20 protein-coding genes are annotated in these 21,283 nt (G+C 51.1%); 13 read left to right on the top strand and 7 right to left on the bottom strand.

The features are described 5' to 3' along the window. Nucleotides 1-166 precede the first annotated feature (166 nt). Nucleotides 167-1,342, bottom strand: a complete 1,176-nt coding sequence (locus tag Q1A40_RS04495) for an aspartyl protease family protein (RefSeq protein WP_299998231.1) — start codon at nucleotides 1,340-1,342, stop codon at nucleotides 167-169. A 420-nt stretch (nucleotides 1,343-1,762) separates the two neighbouring features. On the opposite strand from Q1A40_RS04495, the gene Q1A40_RS04490 reads away from it, so the two are divergent. Further along, entirely contained in the window at nucleotides 1,763-1,984 is a 222-nt protein-coding gene (locus tag Q1A40_RS04490) for a zinc ribbon domain-containing protein (RefSeq protein WP_299998347.1), read from the top strand. Here the strand turns inward: Q1A40_RS04490 and xseA are convergent, their stop codons facing one another. After that, nucleotides 1,985-3,370, bottom strand: coding sequence for an exodeoxyribonuclease VII large subunit (xseA, locus tag Q1A40_RS04485; protein ID WP_299998230.1), 1,386 nt, complete (start codon nucleotides 3,368-3,370; stop codon nucleotides 1,985-1,987). It abuts the gene before it with no gap. A 170-nt stretch (nucleotides 3,371-3,540) separates the two neighbouring features. Between xseA and guaB the strand changes: the two genes are divergently transcribed. The 3 genes from guaB (at nucleotide 3,541) to Q1A40_RS04470 (ending at nucleotide 8,205) form a co-directional block, all read left to right on the top strand. Further along, nucleotides 3,541-5,007: an IMP dehydrogenase gene (gene guaB, locus Q1A40_RS04480; RefSeq protein WP_299998229.1), complete on the top strand. Its 1,467-nt coding sequence runs from the start codon at nucleotides 3,541-3,543 to the stop codon at nucleotides 5,005-5,007. Nucleotides 5,008-5,074: 67 nt separating this feature from the next. Further along, nucleotides 5,075-6,652, top strand: coding sequence for a glutamine-hydrolyzing GMP synthase (gene guaA / locus Q1A40_RS04475; RefSeq protein WP_299998228.1), 1,578 nt, complete (start codon nucleotides 5,075-5,077; stop codon nucleotides 6,650-6,652). Nucleotides 6,653-7,002: 350 nt separating this feature from the next. Beyond that, a complete protein-coding gene (locus Q1A40_RS04470; RefSeq protein WP_299998346.1) occupies nucleotides 7,003-8,205 on the top strand; it encodes a site-specific integrase in 1,203 nt (400 codons plus the stop codon). 28 nt (nucleotides 8,206-8,233) lie between these two features. On the opposite strand, the gene Q1A40_RS04465 is transcribed toward Q1A40_RS04470, so the two are convergent. Then, entirely contained in the window at nucleotides 8,234-8,473 is a 240-nt protein-coding gene (locus tag Q1A40_RS04465) for an AlpA family transcriptional regulator (protein ID WP_299998345.1), read from the bottom strand. A gap of 178 nt (nucleotides 8,474-8,651) precedes the next feature. On the opposite strand from Q1A40_RS04465, the gene Q1A40_RS04460 reads away from it, so the two are divergent. Both Q1A40_RS04460 and Q1A40_RS04455 read left to right on the top strand, forming a co-directional pair. Then, complete coding sequence (locus Q1A40_RS04460) at nucleotides 8,652-9,128, top strand: hypothetical protein (RefSeq protein ID WP_299998227.1); 477 nt, start codon at nucleotides 8,652-8,654, stop codon at nucleotides 9,126-9,128. Nucleotides 9,129-9,509: 381 nt separating this feature from the next. After that, on the top strand, nucleotides 9,510-9,746 hold the full coding sequence (locus Q1A40_RS04455; protein WP_299998226.1) for a helix-turn-helix domain-containing protein: 237 nt from the start codon (nucleotides 9,510-9,512) through the stop codon (nucleotides 9,744-9,746). Nucleotides 9,747-9,887: 141 nt separating this feature from the next. On the opposite strand, the gene Q1A40_RS04450 is transcribed toward Q1A40_RS04455, so the two are convergent. The 3 genes from Q1A40_RS04450 to Q1A40_RS04440 form a co-directional block, all read right to left on the bottom strand. Continuing rightward, nucleotides 9,888-10,475 carry a helix-turn-helix domain-containing protein gene (locus Q1A40_RS04450; protein WP_299998225.1) on the bottom strand — a complete coding sequence of 196 codons (588 nt, stop codon included), beginning with the start codon at nucleotides 10,473-10,475 and terminating at the stop codon, nucleotides 9,888-9,890. A 138-nt stretch (nucleotides 10,476-10,613) separates the two neighbouring features. Continuing rightward, complete coding sequence (locus Q1A40_RS04445) at nucleotides 10,614-11,018, bottom strand: nuclear transport factor 2 family protein (protein WP_299998224.1); 405 nt, start codon at nucleotides 11,016-11,018, stop codon at nucleotides 10,614-10,616. 108 nt (nucleotides 11,019-11,126) lie between these two features. Next, nucleotides 11,127-14,126: a winged helix-turn-helix domain-containing protein gene (locus tag Q1A40_RS04440; protein ID WP_299998223.1), complete on the bottom strand. Its 3,000-nt coding sequence runs from the start codon at nucleotides 14,124-14,126 to the stop codon at nucleotides 11,127-11,129. 273 nt (nucleotides 14,127-14,399) lie between these two features. Here Q1A40_RS04440 and Q1A40_RS04435 point away from each other — a divergent pair, with 273 nt between their 5' ends. The 7 genes from Q1A40_RS04435 (at nucleotide 14,400) to Q1A40_RS04405 (ending at nucleotide 19,884) form a co-directional block, all read left to right on the top strand. Further along, nucleotides 14,400-15,083 carry a hydrolase gene (locus Q1A40_RS04435; RefSeq protein ID WP_299998344.1) on the top strand — a complete coding sequence of 228 codons (684 nt, stop codon included), beginning with the start codon at nucleotides 14,400-14,402 and terminating at the stop codon, nucleotides 15,081-15,083. A 79-nt stretch (nucleotides 15,084-15,162) separates the two neighbouring features. Continuing rightward, complete coding sequence (locus tag Q1A40_RS04430; RefSeq protein ID WP_299998222.1) at nucleotides 15,163-15,438, top strand: XapX domain-containing protein; 276 nt, start codon at nucleotides 15,163-15,165, stop codon at nucleotides 15,436-15,438. A gap of 74 nt (nucleotides 15,439-15,512) precedes the next feature. Continuing rightward, nucleotides 15,513-17,408: an amidohydrolase gene (locus Q1A40_RS04425; RefSeq protein WP_299998221.1), complete on the top strand. Its 1,896-nt coding sequence runs from the start codon at nucleotides 15,513-15,515 to the stop codon at nucleotides 17,406-17,408. A 16-nt stretch (nucleotides 17,409-17,424) separates the two neighbouring features. Further along, nucleotides 17,425-17,859 carry a DoxX family protein gene (locus Q1A40_RS04420; protein WP_299998343.1) on the top strand — a complete coding sequence of 145 codons (435 nt, stop codon included), beginning with the start codon at nucleotides 17,425-17,427 and terminating at the stop codon, nucleotides 17,857-17,859. 43 nt (nucleotides 17,860-17,902) lie between these two features. Continuing rightward, nucleotides 17,903-18,514 (top strand): NAD(P)H:quinone oxidoreductase, encoded by a 612-nt coding sequence (wrbA, locus tag Q1A40_RS04415; RefSeq protein WP_299998220.1) that lies wholly within the window; start codon nucleotides 17,903-17,905, stop codon nucleotides 18,512-18,514. 293 nt (nucleotides 18,515-18,807) lie between these two features. After that, nucleotides 18,808-19,395, top strand: a complete 588-nt coding sequence (locus tag Q1A40_RS04410; RefSeq protein WP_299998219.1) for a nuclear transport factor 2 family protein — start codon at nucleotides 18,808-18,810, stop codon at nucleotides 19,393-19,395. Between the two features lie 171 nt (nucleotides 19,396-19,566). Beyond that, a complete protein-coding gene (locus Q1A40_RS04405) occupies nucleotides 19,567-19,884 on the top strand; it encodes an FCD domain-containing protein (protein WP_367275727.1) in 318 nt (105 codons plus the stop codon). A gap of 467 nt (nucleotides 19,885-20,351) precedes the next feature. Here the strand turns inward: Q1A40_RS04405 and Q1A40_RS04400 are convergent, their stop codons facing one another. After that, nucleotides 20,352-21,239 carry an alpha/beta fold hydrolase gene (locus Q1A40_RS04400; RefSeq protein WP_299998218.1) on the bottom strand — a complete coding sequence of 296 codons (888 nt, stop codon included), beginning with the start codon at nucleotides 21,237-21,239 and terminating at the stop codon, nucleotides 20,352-20,354. Nucleotides 21,240-21,283: the final 44 nt, after the last annotated feature.

The raw sequence follows: 21,283 nt of genomic DNA, 5'->3' as shown, positions 1-21,283 counted from the left end.
ATCCGTCATGCTTCAAGTTACCAGGGGGTTGCTTTCATCAACCCTGCCAAATCACATCGTTTATCTATGCTCATTGTCAGGATTGACTCTGTGCCTGCAGGCAACTCGAATTATTTTGGAAATAGTCTGAGTTCATACTATTTTTGACAGTACTTAACTTTATCAGCTAGATCTGTAGCACTAATTTCTGTGTACCACGCTGAATAGTCAGTTCGAGAGCTGCTTTGGGAGTATCTGATAACACTGTTCTCAAATCGCCAATCTGCTCTGGTGCATAGTACTTACCATTGACATTTAATATAATATCACCATTTTTTAATCCAGTACCGATTAGGTTTGTATTAGTATTATAAAAAACCTCTATATGATTGTTAATATACCGTATCGCAATATTGCGTATGGGCAATATATTATTGCGCTGAATAGATTGTGTGTCATAGCAAAACATCATTCGTGATGGAATAAAAGCGTAACGATTAAAGCGTGATAGAAAATCCATCCCCATAGTGTATTGTTGATTTTTACTCTCATTAACTTTTATTTCGCCGACGGGCATGTCATTATATATCAGTCCGCTTAGTATAAAACTTGAAGGTTCTAAAGTAATACCACTGGCATCCACTTGTTGTTGATTACTAACAGGTTGCAAATGCGATTTGTTTTTTAAATAATGAATAAAATCATCCGCAATACTACCATAGTCTGCTCCAGTATCAATCATAAAGGCGATATCATCTATATCATTATACTTGAACCATATTGCTGGCATGCTATTTAGCATATCTCTATAGCCATCACATGTTTGATAATTATGGGTTGATGGTGCATCTTTAGTGACTATCAGGCGTTTTTTTATATTATCGACTTGCCAGGAGAATTTTCTGAATGTTTCCATTCCAATAATACCGTCTATATCTACACCAATTGCCTCGATAAATAAAGAAAGATCCATTGATAACCAGACATCCTCATCGCTGATTTCTTGTGTTCCGATAAAAAACGGCTGAGGTTTCAAAAAAATATATTTATCTTTATCAATCGCGCCACTAACACTTTTTACCTCTGAAAAAAATTTCTGATAACTACTATGAAGATCAGAAAGTAAATATGGAGTAGATATCTCCGCAGCAATTTTTTCATTTATGACATTAATACTCGCTCCAGTATCAACTAAAAAACGATATTTTTTATTTTTAATGGTGATGGGGATGATAATAACATTTTTAATGTTATGCTCTAAAATAATTTCAGGTGAAATGATTTTATTTTCTGTTTTTTTATAAGTGCAGCCTATTAACCCTATTAAGGCCAATGGTAACAGAAGTGTTCTGAGTTTTTTCATCGGGATTCTCATTGGATTATCATATAGATAATGGATCATTATTTATTTACTAAAAATAAAGTGATAAAGATAGACTGCGAATAATAAATGTTAAAAGTTATATTAACTTTCAATATTCGCTATTTATAAGGCCATGCTATCAGACAACTCATGAAGGATTAGTTACTTTATTAATAAGTTAAACGATTCTCTCAAAACCTCTCAAGCCCCAAAAATCATGTCTTGATTTCAAATTGCTGACCAAGAGGGGGAATAATATTTTTTCCTTATTTTTATTGGATGAACTCTACTTTGCCAGAGAGCGAATAAGGTTTATCATCTTCAAATCACGTCGTGATTTACTTTTTGTTCTAAAAAAGGTCGATGGTCATGCAGGAAAACAGAAAAGATATTTTCTGCCTGTCTGCTCAGGAGGTTTCAATGTTTGTTAATTGTCCAATTTGTCAAAATGAATTAGTCCCGACAGCAACTGGAGTTCATTGTGAACACTGTCATCAGGATTTTAAGCTGGAAGCGCGTTGCCCCGACTGCCAGCAACCACTCGAAGTACTAAAAGCTTGCGGGGCAGTCGATTACTTTTGCCGAAATGGGCATGGGTTGATTTCTAAAAAGCGGGTAGAGTTTATCCCGATTGGTGAGTGATTACTTACCCGTTGCCGCTGACTTACGCTTACGGGGGGGCTTCAGTGGTGTAATCGCGAGAACCTGGCTTTCCACCCAGCCATCATCCAGGCGGGTAGTCAGTTTGTCACCTGATTTTACCTGATTAGTTTTCTTCAACACTTTGCCATCGTCCGCTGTTGTGACGCTATAACCTCGCGACAGGGTAGCCAGCGGACTGACGCCTTCAAGCTGCGCGATCGTACGACCAAACCGCTGTTTTGACTCACTAAGCTGAGCAGTGACTAACTGAGTCAGTCGATGCTCAAGCTGTAACAGCTGAGACTGGGCACGGTGAATGCGCTGCTGGGGCTGCTGCTGGTTAAGACGGCTGGCAAGACGCTGCTGCTGCTGAGTGCCACGGCGAAGATGATTTTCGGTGGCAGTGAGTAAGCGCTGACGCAGACGTTCCAGCAGATTTTGCTGCCGGGCCAGGCGCAACTGTGGATGTTGTTGCCCTAAGCGATGTTGCAGGCGAGTTATCTGCTGCGAACACTGGGACAGATAATAGTCCATCGCCATTTCCATACGCTGTTGCTGGGCTTGTAATTGACGCAATAACTCGCTCTGGTTACGGCTTACCAACTCCGCAGCGGCAGAAGGCGTCGGTGCTCTCAAGTCAGCGACAAAATCTGCGATGGTGACATCAGTTTCATGACCGACGGCGCTGACGATTGGAATTCTGCTGGCAAAGATGGCTCTGGCAACCCGCTCGTCATTAAAACTCCACAGATCTTCAAGTGAACCGCCCCCGCGTCCGACAATCAGCACATCACATTCGCGGCGCAGGTTAGCCAGTTCAATGGCACGGGCGATTTGCAGTGGAGCATCGATACCCTGTACCGCAGTAGGATAAATAACTATCGGTAACGAAGGATCGCGGCGTTCCAGCACTTGTAATACATCGTGCAGTGCGGCACCGGTTTTGGACGTGATAAGACCTAACTGACGAGCGGGACTGGGTAATGACTGCTTATCACTCGGCGAAAACAGACCTTCTTCCTGCAGACGCTGTTTTAGTTGCTCATACTGCTGTTGTAATAACCCTGCGCCATCCGGCTGCATACTTTCCACGATAATTTGATAATCACCTCGTGGTTCGTAAAGCGTCATATTGGCACGGACCACAATCTGCTGCCCATTCTGAGGGCGAAAAGCCACGCGATTGTTGCTATTACGGAACATCGCACAGCGAACCTGCGCGGTATTATCTTTGAGTGTGAAGTACCAGTGACCGGAAGAGGGCTGGCTAAAATTTGAAATTTCACCCCGTATCCATACCTGACCCATCTCTTTTTCCAGCAGCAGACGAACCGTCTGATTGAGGCGAGAAACAGTAAAAATGGCAGCGCTATTAGGTATCGACATGTGAGCTAGATCAAATTTTAAATCAGCGGGTTATCCGAACGATACTACCTTGAGTAGCGTTATTAGCAAGGTTTTTAGTAAAAAAAACTAGATGCAATCGGTTACGTTCTGTATAATGCCACGGCAATATTTTATCTGTTCTCATTCACCCCCCAGGTTGAGATATTGCTATGCTACGTATCGCTAAAGAAGCTCTGACATTTGATGATGTTCTCCTTGTTCCAGCCCATTCCACCGTTTTGCCTAACACCGCAGATTTAAGCACCCAACTGACAAAAAACATTCGCCTTAACATTCCTATGCTTTCAGCGGCAATGGATACCGTTACTGAAGGCCGCCTGGCTATTGCTCTGGCGCAAGAGGGTGGACTTGGTTTTATTCATAAAAACATGTCGATTGAACGTCAGGCTGAAGAAGTCAGACGCGTTAAAAAACACGAAAGTGGTGTCGTCACCGACCCGCAAACAGTGCTGCCAACCACGACTCTGCGTGAAGTTAAAGAGTTAACTGAACGCAATGGTTTCGCCGGCTACCCGGTTGTTGCCGAAAATAATGAACTGGTCGGTATTGTGACAGGACGTGATGTGCGTTTTGTGACGGACCTGAATCAACCTGTCAGTGTTTACATGACACCAAAGGAGCGCCTGGTCACCGTCAAAGAAGGTGAGTCTCACGATATCGTACTGACTAAAATGCACGAAAAACGCGTTGAGAAAGCCTTGGTTGTTGATGAGAATTTCCATCTGCGTGGCATGATTACCGTTAAAGATTTCCAGAAAGCAGAACGTAAACCCAATGCCTGTAAAGATGAGCATGGTCGTCTGCGTGTTGGCGCGGCAGTGGGAGCGGGAGCCGGTAACGAAGAACGTGTTGATGCTCTTGTTGCTGCAGGCGTTGACGTATTACTGATCGACTCTTCTCACGGGCATTCTGAAGGCGTATTGCAGCGTATTCGTGAAACGCGTGCTAAATACCCTGACCTGCAGATCATCGGCGGCAACGTCGCCACCGCAGCAGGTGCACGGGCTTTAGCTGACGCAGGTTGTAGCGCTGTTAAAGTCGGTATCGGCCCTGGTTCTATCTGTACAACACGTATCGTTACGGGCGTCGGGGTTCCACAAATTACTGCCGTAGCAGATGCCGTAGAAGCGTTGGAAGGTACCGGTATTCCGGTGATTGCCGATGGCGGTATTCGTTTCTCCGGTGATATTGCCAAAGCCATTGCTGCGGGGGCCTCTGCAGTCATGGTTGGCAGCATGCTCGCGGGTACTGAAGAATCTCCGGGCGAAATCGAACTCTATCAAGGCCGTTCATTTAAATCCTATCGCGGTATGGGATCTTTAGGCGCGATGTCAAAAGGGTCCTCCGATCGTTACTTCCAGACCGATAATGCTGCTGACAAACTGGTTCCGGAAGGCATTGAAGGGCGCGTTGCCTATAAAGGCCATCTGAAAGAAATCGTTCATCAGCAGATGGGCGGTTTACGCTCCTGTATGGGACTCACTGGCTGTGGTACTATCGAGGCACTGCGCACCCAGGCGGAGTTTGTGCGTATCAGTGGCGCGGGTATTCAGGAAAGTCATGTTCATGATGTGACTATCACGAAAGAATCCCCGAACTACCGTATGGGTTCCTGATTTCTCTCGTCCGGCCTCAGGGCCGGACGATTTTATTCCTTTTTCACTTGCCTCGGAATTAGCGTCAATGTCGGAAAATATCCATAAACATCGCATCCTTATCCTCGACTTCGGCTCTCAGTACACTCAACTTGTTGCTCGTCGCGTACGCGAATTAGGCGTTTACTGTGAACTGTGGGCATGGGATGTCACCGAACAACAAATCCGTGAATTTAATCCAACCGGTATTATTCTTTCCGGTGGCCCGGAAAGTACCACTGAAGACAATAGCCCGCGCGCGCCACAATATGTTTTTGAAGCCGGCATTCCGGTTCTGGGCGTATGTTATGGCATGCAAACTATGGCGATGCAGCTGGGTGGCCATGTTCAGGGCTCAACTGAACGTGAGTTTGGCTATGCGCAGGTCGAAGTTAAAACCGACAGCGCACTGGTTCGCGATATTGAAGATGCTGTCAGCCCTAACGGCGAATCGCTGCTGGATGTATGGATGAGCCACGGCGATAAAGTCACTGCGATCCCGGATGGTTTTGTCACCGTAGCCAGCACTGAAACTTGCCCGTTTGCCATTATGGCAAATGAAGAAAAACGCTTCTATGGCGTACAGTTCCATCCGGAAGTGACCCATACCCGCCAGGGACAACGTTTACTGGAGCGTTTTGTTCGCGATATCTGCAAGTGTGATGCCCTGTGGACATCCGCCAAAATCATTGAAGATGCCATCGAACGCATTCGTCAGCAAGTCGGTAACGACAAAGTTATCCTCGGGCTTTCTGGTGGGGTTGACTCCTCAGTGACAGCTATGTTGCTGCACCGTGCCATTGGTCAGAATCTGACTTGTGTCTTTGTAGATAACGGCCTGCTGCGTCTGAATGAAGCAGAGCAGGTGATGGCGATGTTTGGCGATCATTTTGGCCTGAATATTGTTCACGTTGCTGCGGAAGAGCGCTTCCTGAGTCAGCTGGCGGGAATTGACGAGCCAGAAGCAAAACGCAAAACCATTGGTCGCGTCTTTGTGGAAGTTTTTGATGAAGAAGCGCTGCGTCTGGAAGATGTTAAATGGCTGGCACAAGGCACAATTTACCCGGATGTTATCGAATCTGCAGCCTCTGCAACCGGCAAAGCGCATGTCATCAAATCTCACCATAACGTCGGTGGTCTGCCGAAAGAGATGAAGATGGGCCTGGTTGAACCACTGAAAGAGCTGTTTAAAGATGAAGTGCGTAAAATTGGTCTGGAGTTAGGCCTGCCATACGACATGCTCTATCGCCATCCATTCCCGGGTCCGGGCCTTGGAGTACGTGTTTTGGGCGAAGTGAAGAAAGAGTACTGTGACCTGCTGCGCCGTGCAGACGCCATCTTTATTGAAGAACTGCACAAAGCAGACCTCTACAATAAAGTGAGCCAGGCTTTCACCGTATTCCTGCCAGTGCGCTCCGTTGGTGTAATGGGCGATGGTCGTAAATATGACTGGGTCGTCTCGCTGCGTGCCGTTGAAACCATCGACTTTATGACCGCACACTGGGCGCACCTGCCGTATGATTTCCTCGGCCGCGTTTCCAACCGCATCATCAATGAAGTGGATGGTATCTCACGCGTAGTGTATGACATCTCAGGCAAACCACCTGCGACGATTGAGTGGGAATGATTTGCTGCCTGGCAGCATAAGGCAGTAACAAGCATTAAAACGACGGAGAGCCAGCATTTATGCGGATCTCCGTTTTTTTGTGTGGCGTTGTCAGGCAGTACCAAGCAGCGCCAAGCAAGTATTCAGGATGGTATTAATGATGGCATCAGCCGTGCGCTATGATGGCGGCGAGCCCAATACCATCCATTGATAATCTTATTCGGGATGGTATTGAAATACCCTATCTTATTGATATAAATAAGATATTTTAAAATAAATAGTTTAGTGAAAAGATGGTATTGAAGTCGTAATGCAATACCATCTTGGGGATCATGTATACCTATAAGCTATTGATTTTACAAAGGAATGCTGTGTTAACCGATACCATTCTTCGCAATACTAAGCCGCGAGATAAACAGTACAAGTTGGCAGACCGTGAAGGTTTATATGTGGCTGTCAGCGTAACGGGCACGATTTCATTTCGCTATAACTACCGATTAAACAGCCGCAGCGAAACACTTACCTTCGGGCGGTATGGGGCTGATGGCATTACGCTTGCTGAAGCGCGAAACATGCTCCAAGAAGCCAAGAAAAAGATCGCTGCGGGACTGTCACCCGCTCAGGATAAAGCCCGTAGAAAAGGCAAATTACAGGCTGAAAAAAGATTCGGTGTCTGGGCGCAAGAGTACTTACGTGGCCACGAGATGGCCGAGTCTACCCGCGATATGCGCCGATCCGTGTATATGCGCGATCTCAAGCCTTTCTTTGACAACCGACTTTTACACGAGATTACCGAAGAAGATGTACGTGGGCGTGCCAATACCATCGTTGAGCGCGGTGCCCCAGCCACCGCTGTGATGGCCAGAGAAATCGTCATGATGATCTATCGGTGGGCAGGAGCCCGTGGCTATAAGGGTGAAAACCCGGCAGAGGGCATACCACCCACTTCAATTGCTCGATTCAAGGCCCGTGATCGTTCACTTGGCCCAGATGAGATCGGTTTGCTTTACACCTATTTGGATCGTATTGGTACCAGCCCGGTAATTCGCCTGGGCCTGCGATTGTTGCTGCTTACGATGGTGCGTAAGTCCGAACTGATCGAAGCGACCTGGGATGAGGTGAATTTTACCGATGCGGTGTGGAGCATTCCTGCGGCAAGAATGAAACGGCGCAATCCGCATAACGTGTATTTAAGCACCCAAGTTCTGGATATCTTCACCGCATTACAGGTATGTGCTGGGGGATCGCGGTGGGTTCTACCAGGACGTTACGATACGGAAATCTGCATGAGCAAGGCTACCTTCAATCAAGTGACCAAGCTTATATGGACGGCAGCGCAGGCTGACAAAAAACACCTACCACAATTTTCACCACATGATTTCCGACGAACGGCCAGTACGCTGCTGCATGAAGCAGGCTACAACTCGGATTGGATCGAAAAATGTCTTGCTCACGAACAAAAGGGTGTTCGTGGTATCTACAACCGGGCCGAGTACGCTGAAGGGCGGCGGACCATGCTGCAGGACTGGGCAAACATGATAGACGGGTGGACAAGGGAAGGACCAAGTGCCTAAGCGGTTGGCCTTCATACCTACGCTGCGGCTATTGCCCAGCGTAGCGACGTTGCCCTATCTGAGGGGCTGGCATTTGTATGTCTTCGCGGGCGCTTTTGCGCGCTTCGATCCAGGCGTCCACTTCGGCCAGATCCCAGGCAACAACGCGATTCGATAAGCAAAATCGCTGCGGGAATTCCCCGCGCTTTTCCATATCAAAAATGGTGCGATCGGACAGAGGGATCTTGCTAAGCAGCTCTTTCCGGCTGATGGCTACAACATTAGCCATGGGGAGTTGATTCATTACAAGGTCGTCGCTAGACCGGCTTTGCTCATACATACAATTTCCTCTTTTTGGGGCGTGTTGATGCCTGCCCGACTTGAAGGGTTAGACGTTTAGGCTTTTTGCCTGATAAGGTTTTATTGCTCTGTAATCCCTAAACCCTACTAGTACGCGCCAATCAGTAGTGGCAAAATGTAGAAGTTTTCGAGGTTTTCAGGAATGGGGTGTTGACGTTGCCGAAGTGGCAGGTGAAGACGTTGCGTACGCAATTGAAACCAACGGACCGGCAAGTTGCACCGGTGCGTCGGGTATTTATGCTATTACCCGCTTTGGTCGCCACGGCTTTCGTAATGTAGCTAGCGTGATTCGCGGGCAGATACGGCTGCGGTCTTTCCCGCTTGTCATCCAGGATTACGTCGCCATCCTTGATTTTGGGCACCTTCACAGGTGGGCCAGGCGCTTCCGCTGGGGAAGTCCCCGCCGTGTGCTATCATCCTGCGCCCCGCTCAGAGGGCTGACGGCACACTACGGTTTTCATCGGTTTTGCTCCAACCCCAATGCATTACAGGTTGCTGCGCAATCGCGTGACCCATGTAGGGCAGGGCGCAGTGTTTATCGTTTGTATTTTGTTAAAGAGCCTCACTGCGTTGGCAGTGCTTGAACCCATTATCACCAAGTTGGTGATGGACGTCAATGGCAGTTTGGTTCATAGGAAACCTTTAAAATTCAAATCGTTATAAAGGCTATCCCATAACCTTTTGCAGTAGGCTCTATTGCAAGATTAATTTGTATGTTCTTATGTCAGGCGCTAAACCTATACGTGGTACCCACGCCTTGGTGTTGGGCATATAGCAAAGCATGGTTTTACGGAGGAAGATTAAGTCTATGAAGCGGTACGTGTTGTAATTATTGTTACGTTTTTGAGATTATTTTCTTCATTTGGCAATTGCTTGTAAAGGCATGAATATGCCAAATTTTGTCGATAACGTTGGTGTTATCGAATGTCCTTATAGTTTTTTAGTATAAACAGGTGTTCGATTTTATGTCAGATTTTCAACCCGTACGTGACGCCTGTGATTTCGCGGGAGGTGTTACCGCGCTTGCAAAGCGTTTGGGCCTTCCGCCTCAGGTCATTCATAATTGGGCAGCGGGTAAACGTCCGGTGCCGGTGATTCGTTGCGTGGAGATCGAAGAGTTGACGGGTGGGGCGGTCACCCGGAAGCAACTTCGGCCTGATGACTGGTATCAGATTTGGCCGGAGCTGCGGGGGACGGATTGAATATTGTTGTCGTTTAACTTTCAAAAATGTCAAATTGTTGGCATGACCGTAGTCGTTGCGCATACGATTCGAGAAGTCGAAGGCGTTATTCACTCCAAATCCCAGAAACGCCATCATTGCGCACTGATCGAGAACTTGGCATTACCCGACGTCCGTGCTCACTGACGTCGACTCGAAGGACTCGCAGGCATATACGCGCCGCCATTCGCCCGGCGTCATACCCACGAGTTGCCGAAACAATCGCGTGAGATGAGACTGATCGCACATTCCGCAATCAAGCGCGATTTGGCTAAGGGAATGGTTGGTTGTTAGCATCATCTGCTGTGCTCGCTCGATTCTCAGCCCGGCGATGTAGACAAACGGAGCCTGGCCGAATGTTTCTTTGAAAGTTCGAAAGAAATGTCCAGCACTCAATCCGGTGAGCGCAATGAGATCAGGACTCCTGATAGGTTGTTCCAGATTCTCCTCGATGAACGTAGTCAAGCGTTTCGCCTGCCAACGCGGCAGTCCGCCGCGGAATGCGCTCTGGGCCTTCTGTCCGACGTTTCGTTCCAGACTGGCCTCCAGCAATGCCGTCGCGCGGGACAAGCATGCTTGCGCAGCCTGACGATCGACCTCAACTTTGGATTGCGCCACGGTGAGCAAATCCAGCAAAGTCGCTGTTAACGCAACCGTATTCTGGTTGCTCTGTTGATGAGCCTTGGTGGCCAACACTGCACTATTGCTCATGGGATTTCCTCCGTTTGTGATCGTTTAAGGATTTCGATCCACGTGACGAAGATGATCGGACAAATATGCCGAAATGCTAAGTAAAGTGTAGAAAAACGCTGTAAAGCAGGTCGGCTCTAACGCCTTGACTTTGCGCCTTTACGCTGAGCTGCGTAATGACGTATCGAAAGGAGAGGTACCAGAAAGATCTCGCAAAATTATCAATTGCACGATCTGGTCTTCGGCGAGAGTGAAATAGAGCAGAACTTCCAGCGGATCCGGCAATCCACGCCTGTCGAATTTTCCGTCGGCGTGGGCTGCGACAACGCAGTGGCCGTAGTGCTGGACGCAATGAATGGGACGAAGTGACAGCTGCTGCCCGATAACGTCGCACTCGGCCCATTTGCTTAGTTCAGTCAGCCCGCGCCATTGCCGTAACTGATCGTTGACGATCGAATCTGCAGCGAAGACTTCAAGAAGACGGGACAGATCACCGGCATTCGTTGCCTCTATGAACTGTGCGACTGGTTGAGGAAGAATCGAATCGCTTGAGTGACCAGCCATACAAATACCCCTTGCAGGGCGTACGCACGCCCTCGAATTACCTCTTCCTATTCTCGGAGGTTGCACACCGGAGCGCTCGTAAAGTGGTGTAAAGCTGTGTAAATTAGGTTAACCAGAGACTAGCTCTTCCCTCGCGGCCGGACGCCAGGCTTCGATCAAACGTCTGGCTGTTCTGAGGTCGCGTGTTTCGTATCCTTCCGTAAAGCGGTCGTAAACCTCCGCCAGGATCGCGTAGGCCTCCTCAGCCCGCTCCTCGCTTGCGAGCAGTTCACCTAAAGCCATGGAGGAGCGCAATTCTAAGCTGAGTGCGCCTTGACTGTTTGCAAGCTCAATCGAATCTCGCAACATCCCCTTGGCCGCGCGCGGATCCAAGCGACCGGAAACAACTCCGATTTGTGCACGCGTACGCAATAGCTCAGGCCTGTCGAATGATTCATGTCCCGCCTCGGCTCGTTCTAGAGCCGCAGAGATCATTGTCTCCGCCTCCAGGATCTCACCGCATTCGAACAGTGCTTCGGACATCGATCGACTCAAAATCATCGTGAGTAAGAGACGGCCCTCCCCATGCAAGATACCTAGCGCTTCGCGAAACTTGTTTGCCGCAGTCTGAAATTCCCTCCGGAGTAAAGCCACTTCGGCTGAGAGTGCGATACTCAAGGCCACATGTGGACCAAAGGAGTAACGACTAACGTATTGGACGAGGCGGCTTGCCATCGTTTCCGATTCCTCTACATCTCCCCGCCACAGAAAAACCGTGGAGGCGTACAGCAATTCAGCGACGAACACGTTCACCGGTTGCTCGTTCTGCTTAGCCTCCTCGACGGCCTGACATGCAACTTGAGCAGCGCGGTCGGCGGCGCCGCTTAACCAAAGCGCGCGTGCGAGGACGATGAGCGCACGGGTCCGATGTCGGTAGCCATACATATCGACCTTCGTCACGCCACGCGCTGCAGCTTGCTTGAATCCTTCCTCGATGTGGCGTAGCGCGCCCACCTGATCGCCGGCCAAGAAATACGCACACCCGAGCATCCACTCAGACATGACGATTCCCGCAGGAGAGTCGACACTGCGTGCCAGCTCGATACTGCGTCGACTCACCTCGACCGCCCCATGGGAGTGACCGATTTCGATCATAAAAATATGCAGTCCCGAGAGTAGTCCAAGTTCGCGTTCGTGATCGTTCAAGGTCCGAGCAAGACGCAGCGCGCGCTCAATCGAATCGCGGACTTCATCTCCATTGCTGCGAGTCAATAGTGCGGAGATCGCCAGCGCTTCTTGCAAGATGAGGTGTGTCGTTGAGCCCTCGTGAGGACCCAGTAGCAACAGCGCAGCTTGACACCAGCGATGGCACTCGTCCAGCAGCGACAATTCCAGTAGATGCGGTGCGGCGAGCGCTGCCAGACGAACGCCCAGCTCGCTTTCGCCTGCATCGGAGAACGCCCATGCAAGCGCAGTGCGCATGTTGCAGATCCCTTCACCTTCACCTGCCTCGGAGAATGCCCACACCAACGCAGGGCGCATGATGTAGTCCCCCATCATATCCCGGCCCGTGGCCTGCCACTCATTCTCACGCTCATTACTTCGGCTGAGTTGCGCAATGAGATACTCGGCGAGCTTGCGCGAGACGGCGTTGAGCTCGCCCGACTCCGCCAGTTTTGCTGAAGTGTAGGTGCGCGTCGAATCCAGGAGGCGCAGATGCCTCGATCCGTTCAACATCGATGGCGATAGCAGTGACTTGTCGGTGAGGCTTGCGATTGCTGCTGTCACTTGGGCCTGCGTGAGTACTGCATCCGTCGCGACCCACTGTGCCGCAGCCAGATGAAACGGAGTCACGAACACTGATAACCGGAACAGCACGCGGCGTTCGTTCTCGGACAGTAAGTTGTAACTCCAATCAAGCATCGCCTGGAGCGTCTGATGTCGGGGAGGCGCGGTGCGCCTGCCATGCCAGAGAAGATCGAAGCGGCTGCTGATCAGTTCCGCTGTTCCGCGCAGGCCATGCGAACGCACGCGACCGGCTGCTAATTCGATCGCCAGAGCAATGCCATCCATTTTTCGGCAGATCTCGACGGCGAGCAGCGCTGTCTCATCCGTCAGTGTCTCTTGCGCGCCGCTTGCCGCTACTCGATCCATGAAAAGCTGGACTGCAGGAAACGCCATCGCATCGGCCGCTGTCATGCCATCGCTGACCGGCGGAACATCGAGCGGTGGAAGGATATGTACATGCTCGCCCTCGACACGTAATAACTCGCGGCTGGTCGTAAGCAGGTGAGACTGAGGAGCGGATATATGAAGCCATTCTGCGAGAGCGGCCGTCTCGTCAATGATGTGTTCGCAATTGTCCAATACGAGCAACGTTCTTTGGACGCCTAAAAAAGTTTGGATGCTCAGTTTAGGATCTTGCAATTGCACCTTCAGGCCGAGCACGGAGGCAATCGTAGCCGGAACGAGCGAGGCGTCGGTGACCGAAGATAGGTCGACGTAGTACACAGCGCCGCTAAAGGCATCGAGCATCGTGTGCGCTACGGAGATCGCGACAGTCGTTTTGCCCATTCCACCCGGGCCGACGATGCTCACAAATCGGTGCTCGGTGAGCATCTGGACCAAGGTGCGGACCGAAGCATCGCGCCCAATGAGACGTTCGAGTTGCCCGGGTAACGAGTGTTCTGAGGCCGATACGAGCGGCTGGCTGGCAGTGCGAGGGTCGGGAGATCGGATGGCCTCAAGTTTCTGGGACGAAGAATCGGGATGCACTCGAGTTACGGGCACCACGAAGCTGTATCCGCGGCCTGGAAGGTTGACGACGTAGCGCGCTCCGTCCTGGCCTTCACCCAGGCTCTTGCGTAGGTTCGAGATGTTGACGCGCAGATTGGCCTCGTCGACCACCAGTCCCGCCCATGCACGCGCGATCAATTCACGCGCGGAAACTACTTCGCCGGACCGCTCAACCAACGCAATCAGTAAATCGAGCGAGCGGCTACCGAGTTTGACGGCCACCCCATTGCGCTGCAGCAACCGTCCGGTTACGTGCAGACGAAATGGGCCAAACTCGACGATCTCGCCACCTTCTGGTACGTAAGGACTCGGGTGCAAATGATTATTTTCCATGCTAAGGGCTCCGCCACACAATACACGAGGTCTTCGTCCAGCTTGTACCTCCTTATTAACCGCAGGAATCTTCCATAAAAGCAGGGCTGTCCAATCAATGGATGGCCTTGTGCGAGATAGTGATACCGCCGTTATGGCAATAGCGTTATTGAGGCCAGCAACGGCCTAGAACCGCTAGGGCGCCCGCCCTCAGGCGTCACCATGGCCGACCCAAAAATCGATCCATTGGTGGCGGTCACTATCTGCACAAGCATGTTCTATAGGAAATTTAACATGACCAACCCAAAACTCGAACTACTGACACCGCAAAACAGCCAGCTAATTTTCATTGATCAGCAACCGCAGATGGCCTTTGGTGTTCAGTCTATTGACCGTCAGACGTTAAAGAACAATGTTGTGGGTCTGGCGAAGGCCGCAAAGGCTTTCAGTATCCCAACAATCATCACGACTGTCGAGACGGAAAGTTTTTCCGGCCACACCTATCCTGAACTATTAGAGGTTTTTCCTGAAAATGAGCTTCTCGAACGTTCCTCGATGAACTCCTGGGATGACCAGAATGTACGTGATGCACTGGCTGCCAATGGCCGTAAGAAAGTGGTGGTTTCCGGACTGTGGACGGAAGTCTGCAATATCTCTTTTGCATTGTGCGCCGCATTGGAGGGCGATTACGAAATATATATGGTGGCCGACGCCTCGGGCGGCACGTCCGTGGAAGCGCACAACTATGCCATGGACCGCATGATCCAAGCCGGCATTATTCCCGTTACTTGGCAGCAAGTACTACTGGAGTGGCAACGTGATTGGGCGAACAAAGAAACCTACGATGCGGTGATGGCGATCGTAAGAGAGCACTCAGGTGCTTACGGCATGGGGGCTGATTATGCCTACACCATGGTGCACAAAGCGCCGGAACGCGTGCAGCACGGCAAGCGCATTGGCCCCAATCCTGCTAAGTAAGCCCACCTAAAAGGCCGGGCATGTGCTGTCAATCTGTGCTGACCGGTACAAACCAACGTATCTGGATGGGAGGTGGCTTATGAAGCTTTATCTATTTTCGCTGAGTGCGGGTGTATTGATCGGTGTTATCTACAGTTTGCTGACCGTGCGCTCACCAGCTCCGCCTTTGGTTGCGCTGATCGGCTTACTCGGCATGCTGGTCGGTGAGCAGGTTATCCCCGTGGGCAAGCAGCTTTTGCAAGGTACCGCCTTCAATACAGCTTGCGCCAAAACGCAAGCGACTGACCATGTCTTCGGGCAGCTTCCCGGAAGAAATCAAATAGTACAAGTTCAAAAGAGTGATTACGAGGCATAGGCGCATGTTAGCGGCTAGTTGCCTGTTGTTCATTTCAGGACTTTGCAAAGGTCATCTACAAAGGAGATTCGACCATGGCTCATTCTACACCTGACATTGTTTTCCATAACGGTCGGATTACAACTCTTGATTCCAGCAACCCCGTGGCTACTGCAGTTGCCGTTGCGGATGGCAAGTTTCTAGCTGTCGGCTCGGATGATGAAGTTCTGGCTTTGGCGGACTCGGCTACACGGCTCATTGATCTGGGGCGTAGAAGCGTCTTGCCCGGGCTATTTGACAACCATACTCACATGGTGCGAGGTGGGCTTAATTACAACTTGGAACTACGCTGGGATGGCGTGCGTTCGCTGGCTGACGCGTTAGACATGCTGCGCCGGCAAGTGGCTATTACGCCTGCGCCGCAGTGGGTGCGTGTAGTAGGCGGGTTCACTGAACACCAGTTCGTCGAGAAACGCTTGCCGACTATCGACGAAATCAATGCTATTGCGCCTGATACGCCCGTTTTTCTTCTCTACCTTTACGACCAGGCTCTGCTGAACGGTGCAGCATTACGGGCGGTAGGCTACACCAAAGACACGCCGCAGCCTCCTGGCGGGGAAATTACTCGCGATGCGAATGGTAATCCAACAGGCTTGCTACTAGCCAAGCCTAACGCGATGGTCCTTTACTCCACTTTGGCTAAAGGCCCCAAGCTGCCCTTTGACTATCAGGTCAATTCGACGCGTCACTTCATGCGTGAGCTCAATCGCTTGGGTATAACAGGCGTTATTGACGCGGGTGGCGGTTTCCAGAGCTACCCGGACGATTACGCCGTTATTCAGAAACTGGCCGATGAAGGCCAGATGACGGTGCGCCTGGCCTATAACCTGTTCACGCAAAAGCCCAAGGAAGAGAAGGAAGACTTCCTGAAATGGACCAGTAGTGTGAAGTACAAACAAGGCACGGATTATTTTCGTCACAATGGCGCCGGTGAGATGCTGGTGTTCTCTGCTGCTGATTTCGAGGATTTCCGCCAGCCGCGTCCGGACTTGCCCCCGGAGATGGAAGGCGAGTTGGAAGAGGTCGTGCGTATTCTGGCGCAGAACAAATGGCCCTGGCGCCTGCACGCCACCTATGATGAAACCATATCGCGTGCTTTGGATGTATTTGAAAAAGTGAATCGAGACATTCCTCTACAGGGTATCAACTGGTTCTTCGATCATGCCGAAACCATCTCTGATAAATCGATCGATCGGGTTGCGGCTTTGGGCGGCGGCATTGCAGTGCAGCATCGTATGGCTTATCAAGGTGAATACTTTGTTGAGCGTTATGGGGCCAGAGCGGCAGAGGCCACACCGCCCGTAGCAAGAATGCTGGAAAAAGGCGTCAAGGTTTCTGCCGGAACCGACGCCACCCGTGTCGCTTCCTATAACCCTTGGGTATCGCTCGCGTGGATGGTCACGGGTAAAACGGTTGGTGGGCTACGTTTATATCCACAACATAATCTGCTGGATCGGGAAACGGCCTTACGCATGTGGACGGAGAATGTTGCCTGGTTCTCCAATGAAGAAAACAAGCGTGGTCGCATTCAGGTAGGTCAATTCGCCGACTTTATCGTTCCCAGTAAAGACTATTTTGGGGTGCCGGAAGCTGAAATCTCGTTTCTGACCTCGCACTTGACCGTGGTGGGTGGACGCATTGTTTATGGTGAAGAGCAATTTATTTCGCTGGACGATAATCCGTTACCACCGGCCATGCCTGATTGGTCGCCAACGCGTCTGTTCAAAGGCTATGGTGCTTGGGGGGAGCCGGAGGGAGCCGGCAAGAATTCGTTGCAACCGCTCCGACATCAGGCTATTGCCTCGTGCGGTTGCGCGAGTGCATGCGGAATGCATGGTCACGATCATGCGCAGGCCTGGGGATCGAAGGTTCCCGCCTCCGACTTGAAAGGCTTCTTTGGCGCATTGGGCTGCTCCTGCTGGGCAGTTTAAGGGACCGACAATGTATATGGATAACACTAATCGCATTAGGCAGGGCGCTGCTTCGCGGCCTGCACTTGGAAACATAGCTGTTCGCTTTATTGCGTATCTAGGACTATGCGCAGCGTATTTACATGGGGGCATCGTCAAACTCACCGATTTTCCTGGTGCCATCGCAGAGATGAGTCATTTTGGGCTGACACCGGCATCGCTGTTCGCTGTGCTGGTGATCGCACTGGAGTTAGGTGCACCGTTGATGATATTGACAGGCCGTCTGCGTTGGCTGGGCGCCCTGGGGTTGGCAGGTTTCACGTTGCTTGCCACGGGTATCGCCTTGCGTTATTGGGAGCTACCGGTAGGGCAGGAGCGCTTCATGGCTGCGAACTCATTCTTTGAGCACCTTGGTTTGGTCGGTGGCTTCCTGCTCGTGGCATGGCTGGACTTCCAGGAGAAACGAGTATGACGCTATGGTTGTTAACCGCTAATTTCAGAAAGAAGAGGTAGTTATGGCAAAAGTATTGGTACTGTATTACTCGTCTTACGGACATATCGAAACTATGGCTTATGCCGTGGCAGAAGGCGCCCGCGAGGCTGGTGCGGACGTTGTCGTCAAGCGGGTGCCCGAGTCGGTTCCTGAACAAGTTGCGGAGAGGTCAGGCTTCAAACTTGACCAGAGCGCACCGATCGCCACGGTTCAAGAGTTGCCTGAATACGACGCCATCATTTTCGGCACCCCTACACGCTATGGAAACATGGCAGCGCAAATGAAGAGTTTCATCGATCAGACTGGCTCGCTCTGGGTAAGAGGCGCGCTGGTAGGCAAAGTCGGTTCGGTCTTTGCATCCAGCGGGACACAGCACGGCGGGCAAGAGTCGACGGTCCTCACTTTTCATCCGGTGCTGCTTCATCTTGGTTTTATTATCGTCGGCTTGCCTTATTCATTTCAGGGACAGATGGGTGTCGATGAGGTCATGGGCAACTCCCCCTATGGGGCTTCCACTATTGCCGGAGGAGACGGCTCGCGGCAACCGAGTAAGGTCGAACTGGATGGTGCCCGCTACCAAGGAAGGCATGTTGCACAAATCGCTGCAAAGCTGACGGATGCTGACGATGCATAGTTTATCGCGCTGCAGAGGCGGGCGTCGATCCCCTCGGGCACTATACATACCGCTAAGTGCGAGGATACATTGACCGCACGAACCTTCCATAAAAGCAGGTCCGTCCAATAAATGGATGGCCGTTTACAAGATAGTGATACCGCCGTTATGGCAATAGCGTGCTTGGGGCCTGATGATGGCGGCAGCGATTTCTGTCGGCTCCATTTCCGGCAAGGAGAAGAGGCGAATGAAGATATCTCTAGCCACCGCAGACTACAAACACTTAGAAACCTGAATACTAAAGAGTCAAATACATGGCAATACTCAAATTTTCCAAAACGGTTCTCTTATCTGCACTTGCGATTAGCACATCTGTCTTGCCGTTAGCGCCTGCCGCAGCGCAGGGCACAAGTTCGCAGAATCAGTCCGCAGCATCGCTGGCCGTTGTTATGGATTTCCTGTCCAACACAGCCCCAGACAAGGTCGAAGCTGCGGCCGCCCGCCTCGTAGCGCCCGACGCAGTTTATGTATCGCTGAATTTCGACAACCCGGAGCTGAAGAAGATAGAGCCGTGGACGGGGACTGCCAAAGGCCCCAGTGCGTATAGCAGCACATTCCTTCGGGTCGCAGAATATTGGACGATCGAAGACTTCGCAATTACCGACAAGCTGGCCGTGGGCGAGGATGTCGCCATTTTCGGCAAGTTCACTTATCGTTCGGTTGAGGTGGGCCATGTCTTCACCTCGCCATTCTCGATTCACGCTAAGGTACGCGAGGGCAAGATGGTCTACTTCCAGTTTATGGAAGACACATACGCATCGGCGAGTTCATTCCGTCAGAGTGGATCGTGGACTGTAAAGACGACCAAGGCAACCCCAGCATTCGAGGTCGGCGCAAAGTAACCTCATTTCATGCCTCATTACCCCCTGAGGCATATCTTGTTCCTCAACAATCAAGAGAGACTCCCTAGTCAAGCAAACTCGAACGGCTTACCCATTCGCGTTTACGGAGGCTGAAATGACCGAGAGGCCTGCGGTTCAGGTGCGGGCGAGCTGACCGATACAACACCGCTTGTGGTGCTGGCTGATGAGGTCGCGCAGGCCGTGAAAGATGAAGATGTAGGGCAGTATATCGAATCTGATCGCCGTTTCCATGGATCCTTGATCGCGCGCGCTGACAATCCGTTGCTTACACGGATGATTATGCACTTGCGTGCGAACATGCTGCTTTATGGAGTTAATTCTGAGGAGGGGCGGGAACGCCAGCGTGCCTCGGTGGATGAGCACTACGAAGTGATCAAGTTGGCGTCCAGGCACCAGTCCGAGGCAATCGTGGCCTTGATTACTCGCCACATCGAGTTGTGGAAACCACTTTTCACCACAGCGCTTTAGAGCAAAAATCCTGCGCTTTGGTGTTAACGGAGTAGGGGCATCCAAAAACTACCGCTATTCAGTGGTTCATGTAAATTATTTCAGCTAGTAAAAGCGCGACATACAGTTTTTATCACAGGTGGAGTCGGAATTACGCCCTTGATCGCAATGGCGGAGACCTTGTGCATATAAGCCCAGAGGTTTGGACTGCATTATTACGCCCGAAGCTTGGACCGAACCGCTCTCAGCAAGAGGCTTTGCAGAGAAGGTTTTTTATTTTTCCTTCAACCAAACGTCCAAAGTCTCGGTGAAAGTTGTCTCTTTCACCGAGGTAATTGCAGTCCGTGAGTCGCAAGAAGACAGGCAACGTCGACGCCTATCGGCGCAAAAAAGTCAGATTAGAGGAGCTGATCATTATTCTCGGCATCTCAAGTAGCTTCATGACGTCGTTCATTCAGCAGTGGGGCTCTAGAACACTACTGCAGGACCTAAACTTGGTCGCTGTCGAAGAAGGCGCGGATCAACGTGGCGATCTCTTCTGCATGCGTCTCTAGTGCGAAATGCCCGGTGTTCAGCAGATGAATCTGTGCATCCGGAAGATCTCGCTGATAAGCATGAGCTCCGGCAGGCACAAACGCTGGATCATGACGTCCCCACACAGCAAGAAGCCGTGGTCGATGATCACGAAAATATGACTGGAAGGAAGGGTAGAGTTCGACATTACTACGATAGTCCAGGATCAGATCGAGCTGGATGTCCTCCGCACCCGGGCGCGCCATGTAAGAGATGTCTAGTTCGTAACCATCGGGCGACAGGTGCTGCGGATCCGTTCCGGTGCCATACTGCCAGTTGCGGATCGTGTCCGGTGCGAGCGACGGTCGGCAGGCTTCTCGGTTCGCTGAGCTTGGGTCGCGCCAGTAGGCTTTCCATGGTCCCCATTCGTCACTAAAACCCTCGACGTAGGCGTTGCCATTTTGCGAAATAATGGCCGACACCCGCTCGGGATGACGCATCGCCAGACGCAGCCCCACCGGCGCACCATAGTCAAAGATGTAGAGGGCATATCGATCGAGCGACATAGCATCGGTGAAACCTTCGATCACATCGGCCAAGCTGTCGAACGTGTAGTCAAACGTTCCGCGCGGCGGCGCCTTGGTTTGTCCGAAGCCAGGTAAGTCAGGTGCGATGAGCCGAAAACGGTCAGCCAGCAGAGGAATCAAGTCGCGGAACATATGGCTGGCACTCGGGAAGCCGTGCAACAGCAGGATTACCGGCGCATCGCTCGGCCCTGCTTCGCGGTAGAAAACTTCGACGCCACCAACCTGTTGAAACCCGTAGCGTGTTTGCATCAGTTTTGTATCAAGTTTTTGGGTCATTTCTTTATCCTCTGTTTCATCTGCCGACACCGCCGGCTATGTTG

The sequence above is a fragment of the uncultured Cedecea sp. genome (genome assembly GCF_947498825.1).
In the GTDB taxonomy this organism is placed as follows: domain Bacteria; phylum Pseudomonadota; class Gammaproteobacteria; order Enterobacterales; family Enterobacteriaceae; genus JGM124.
Note: the sequence above shows the minus strand (reverse complement) of the source record. Positions and strands in the feature narration are given on the sequence as shown.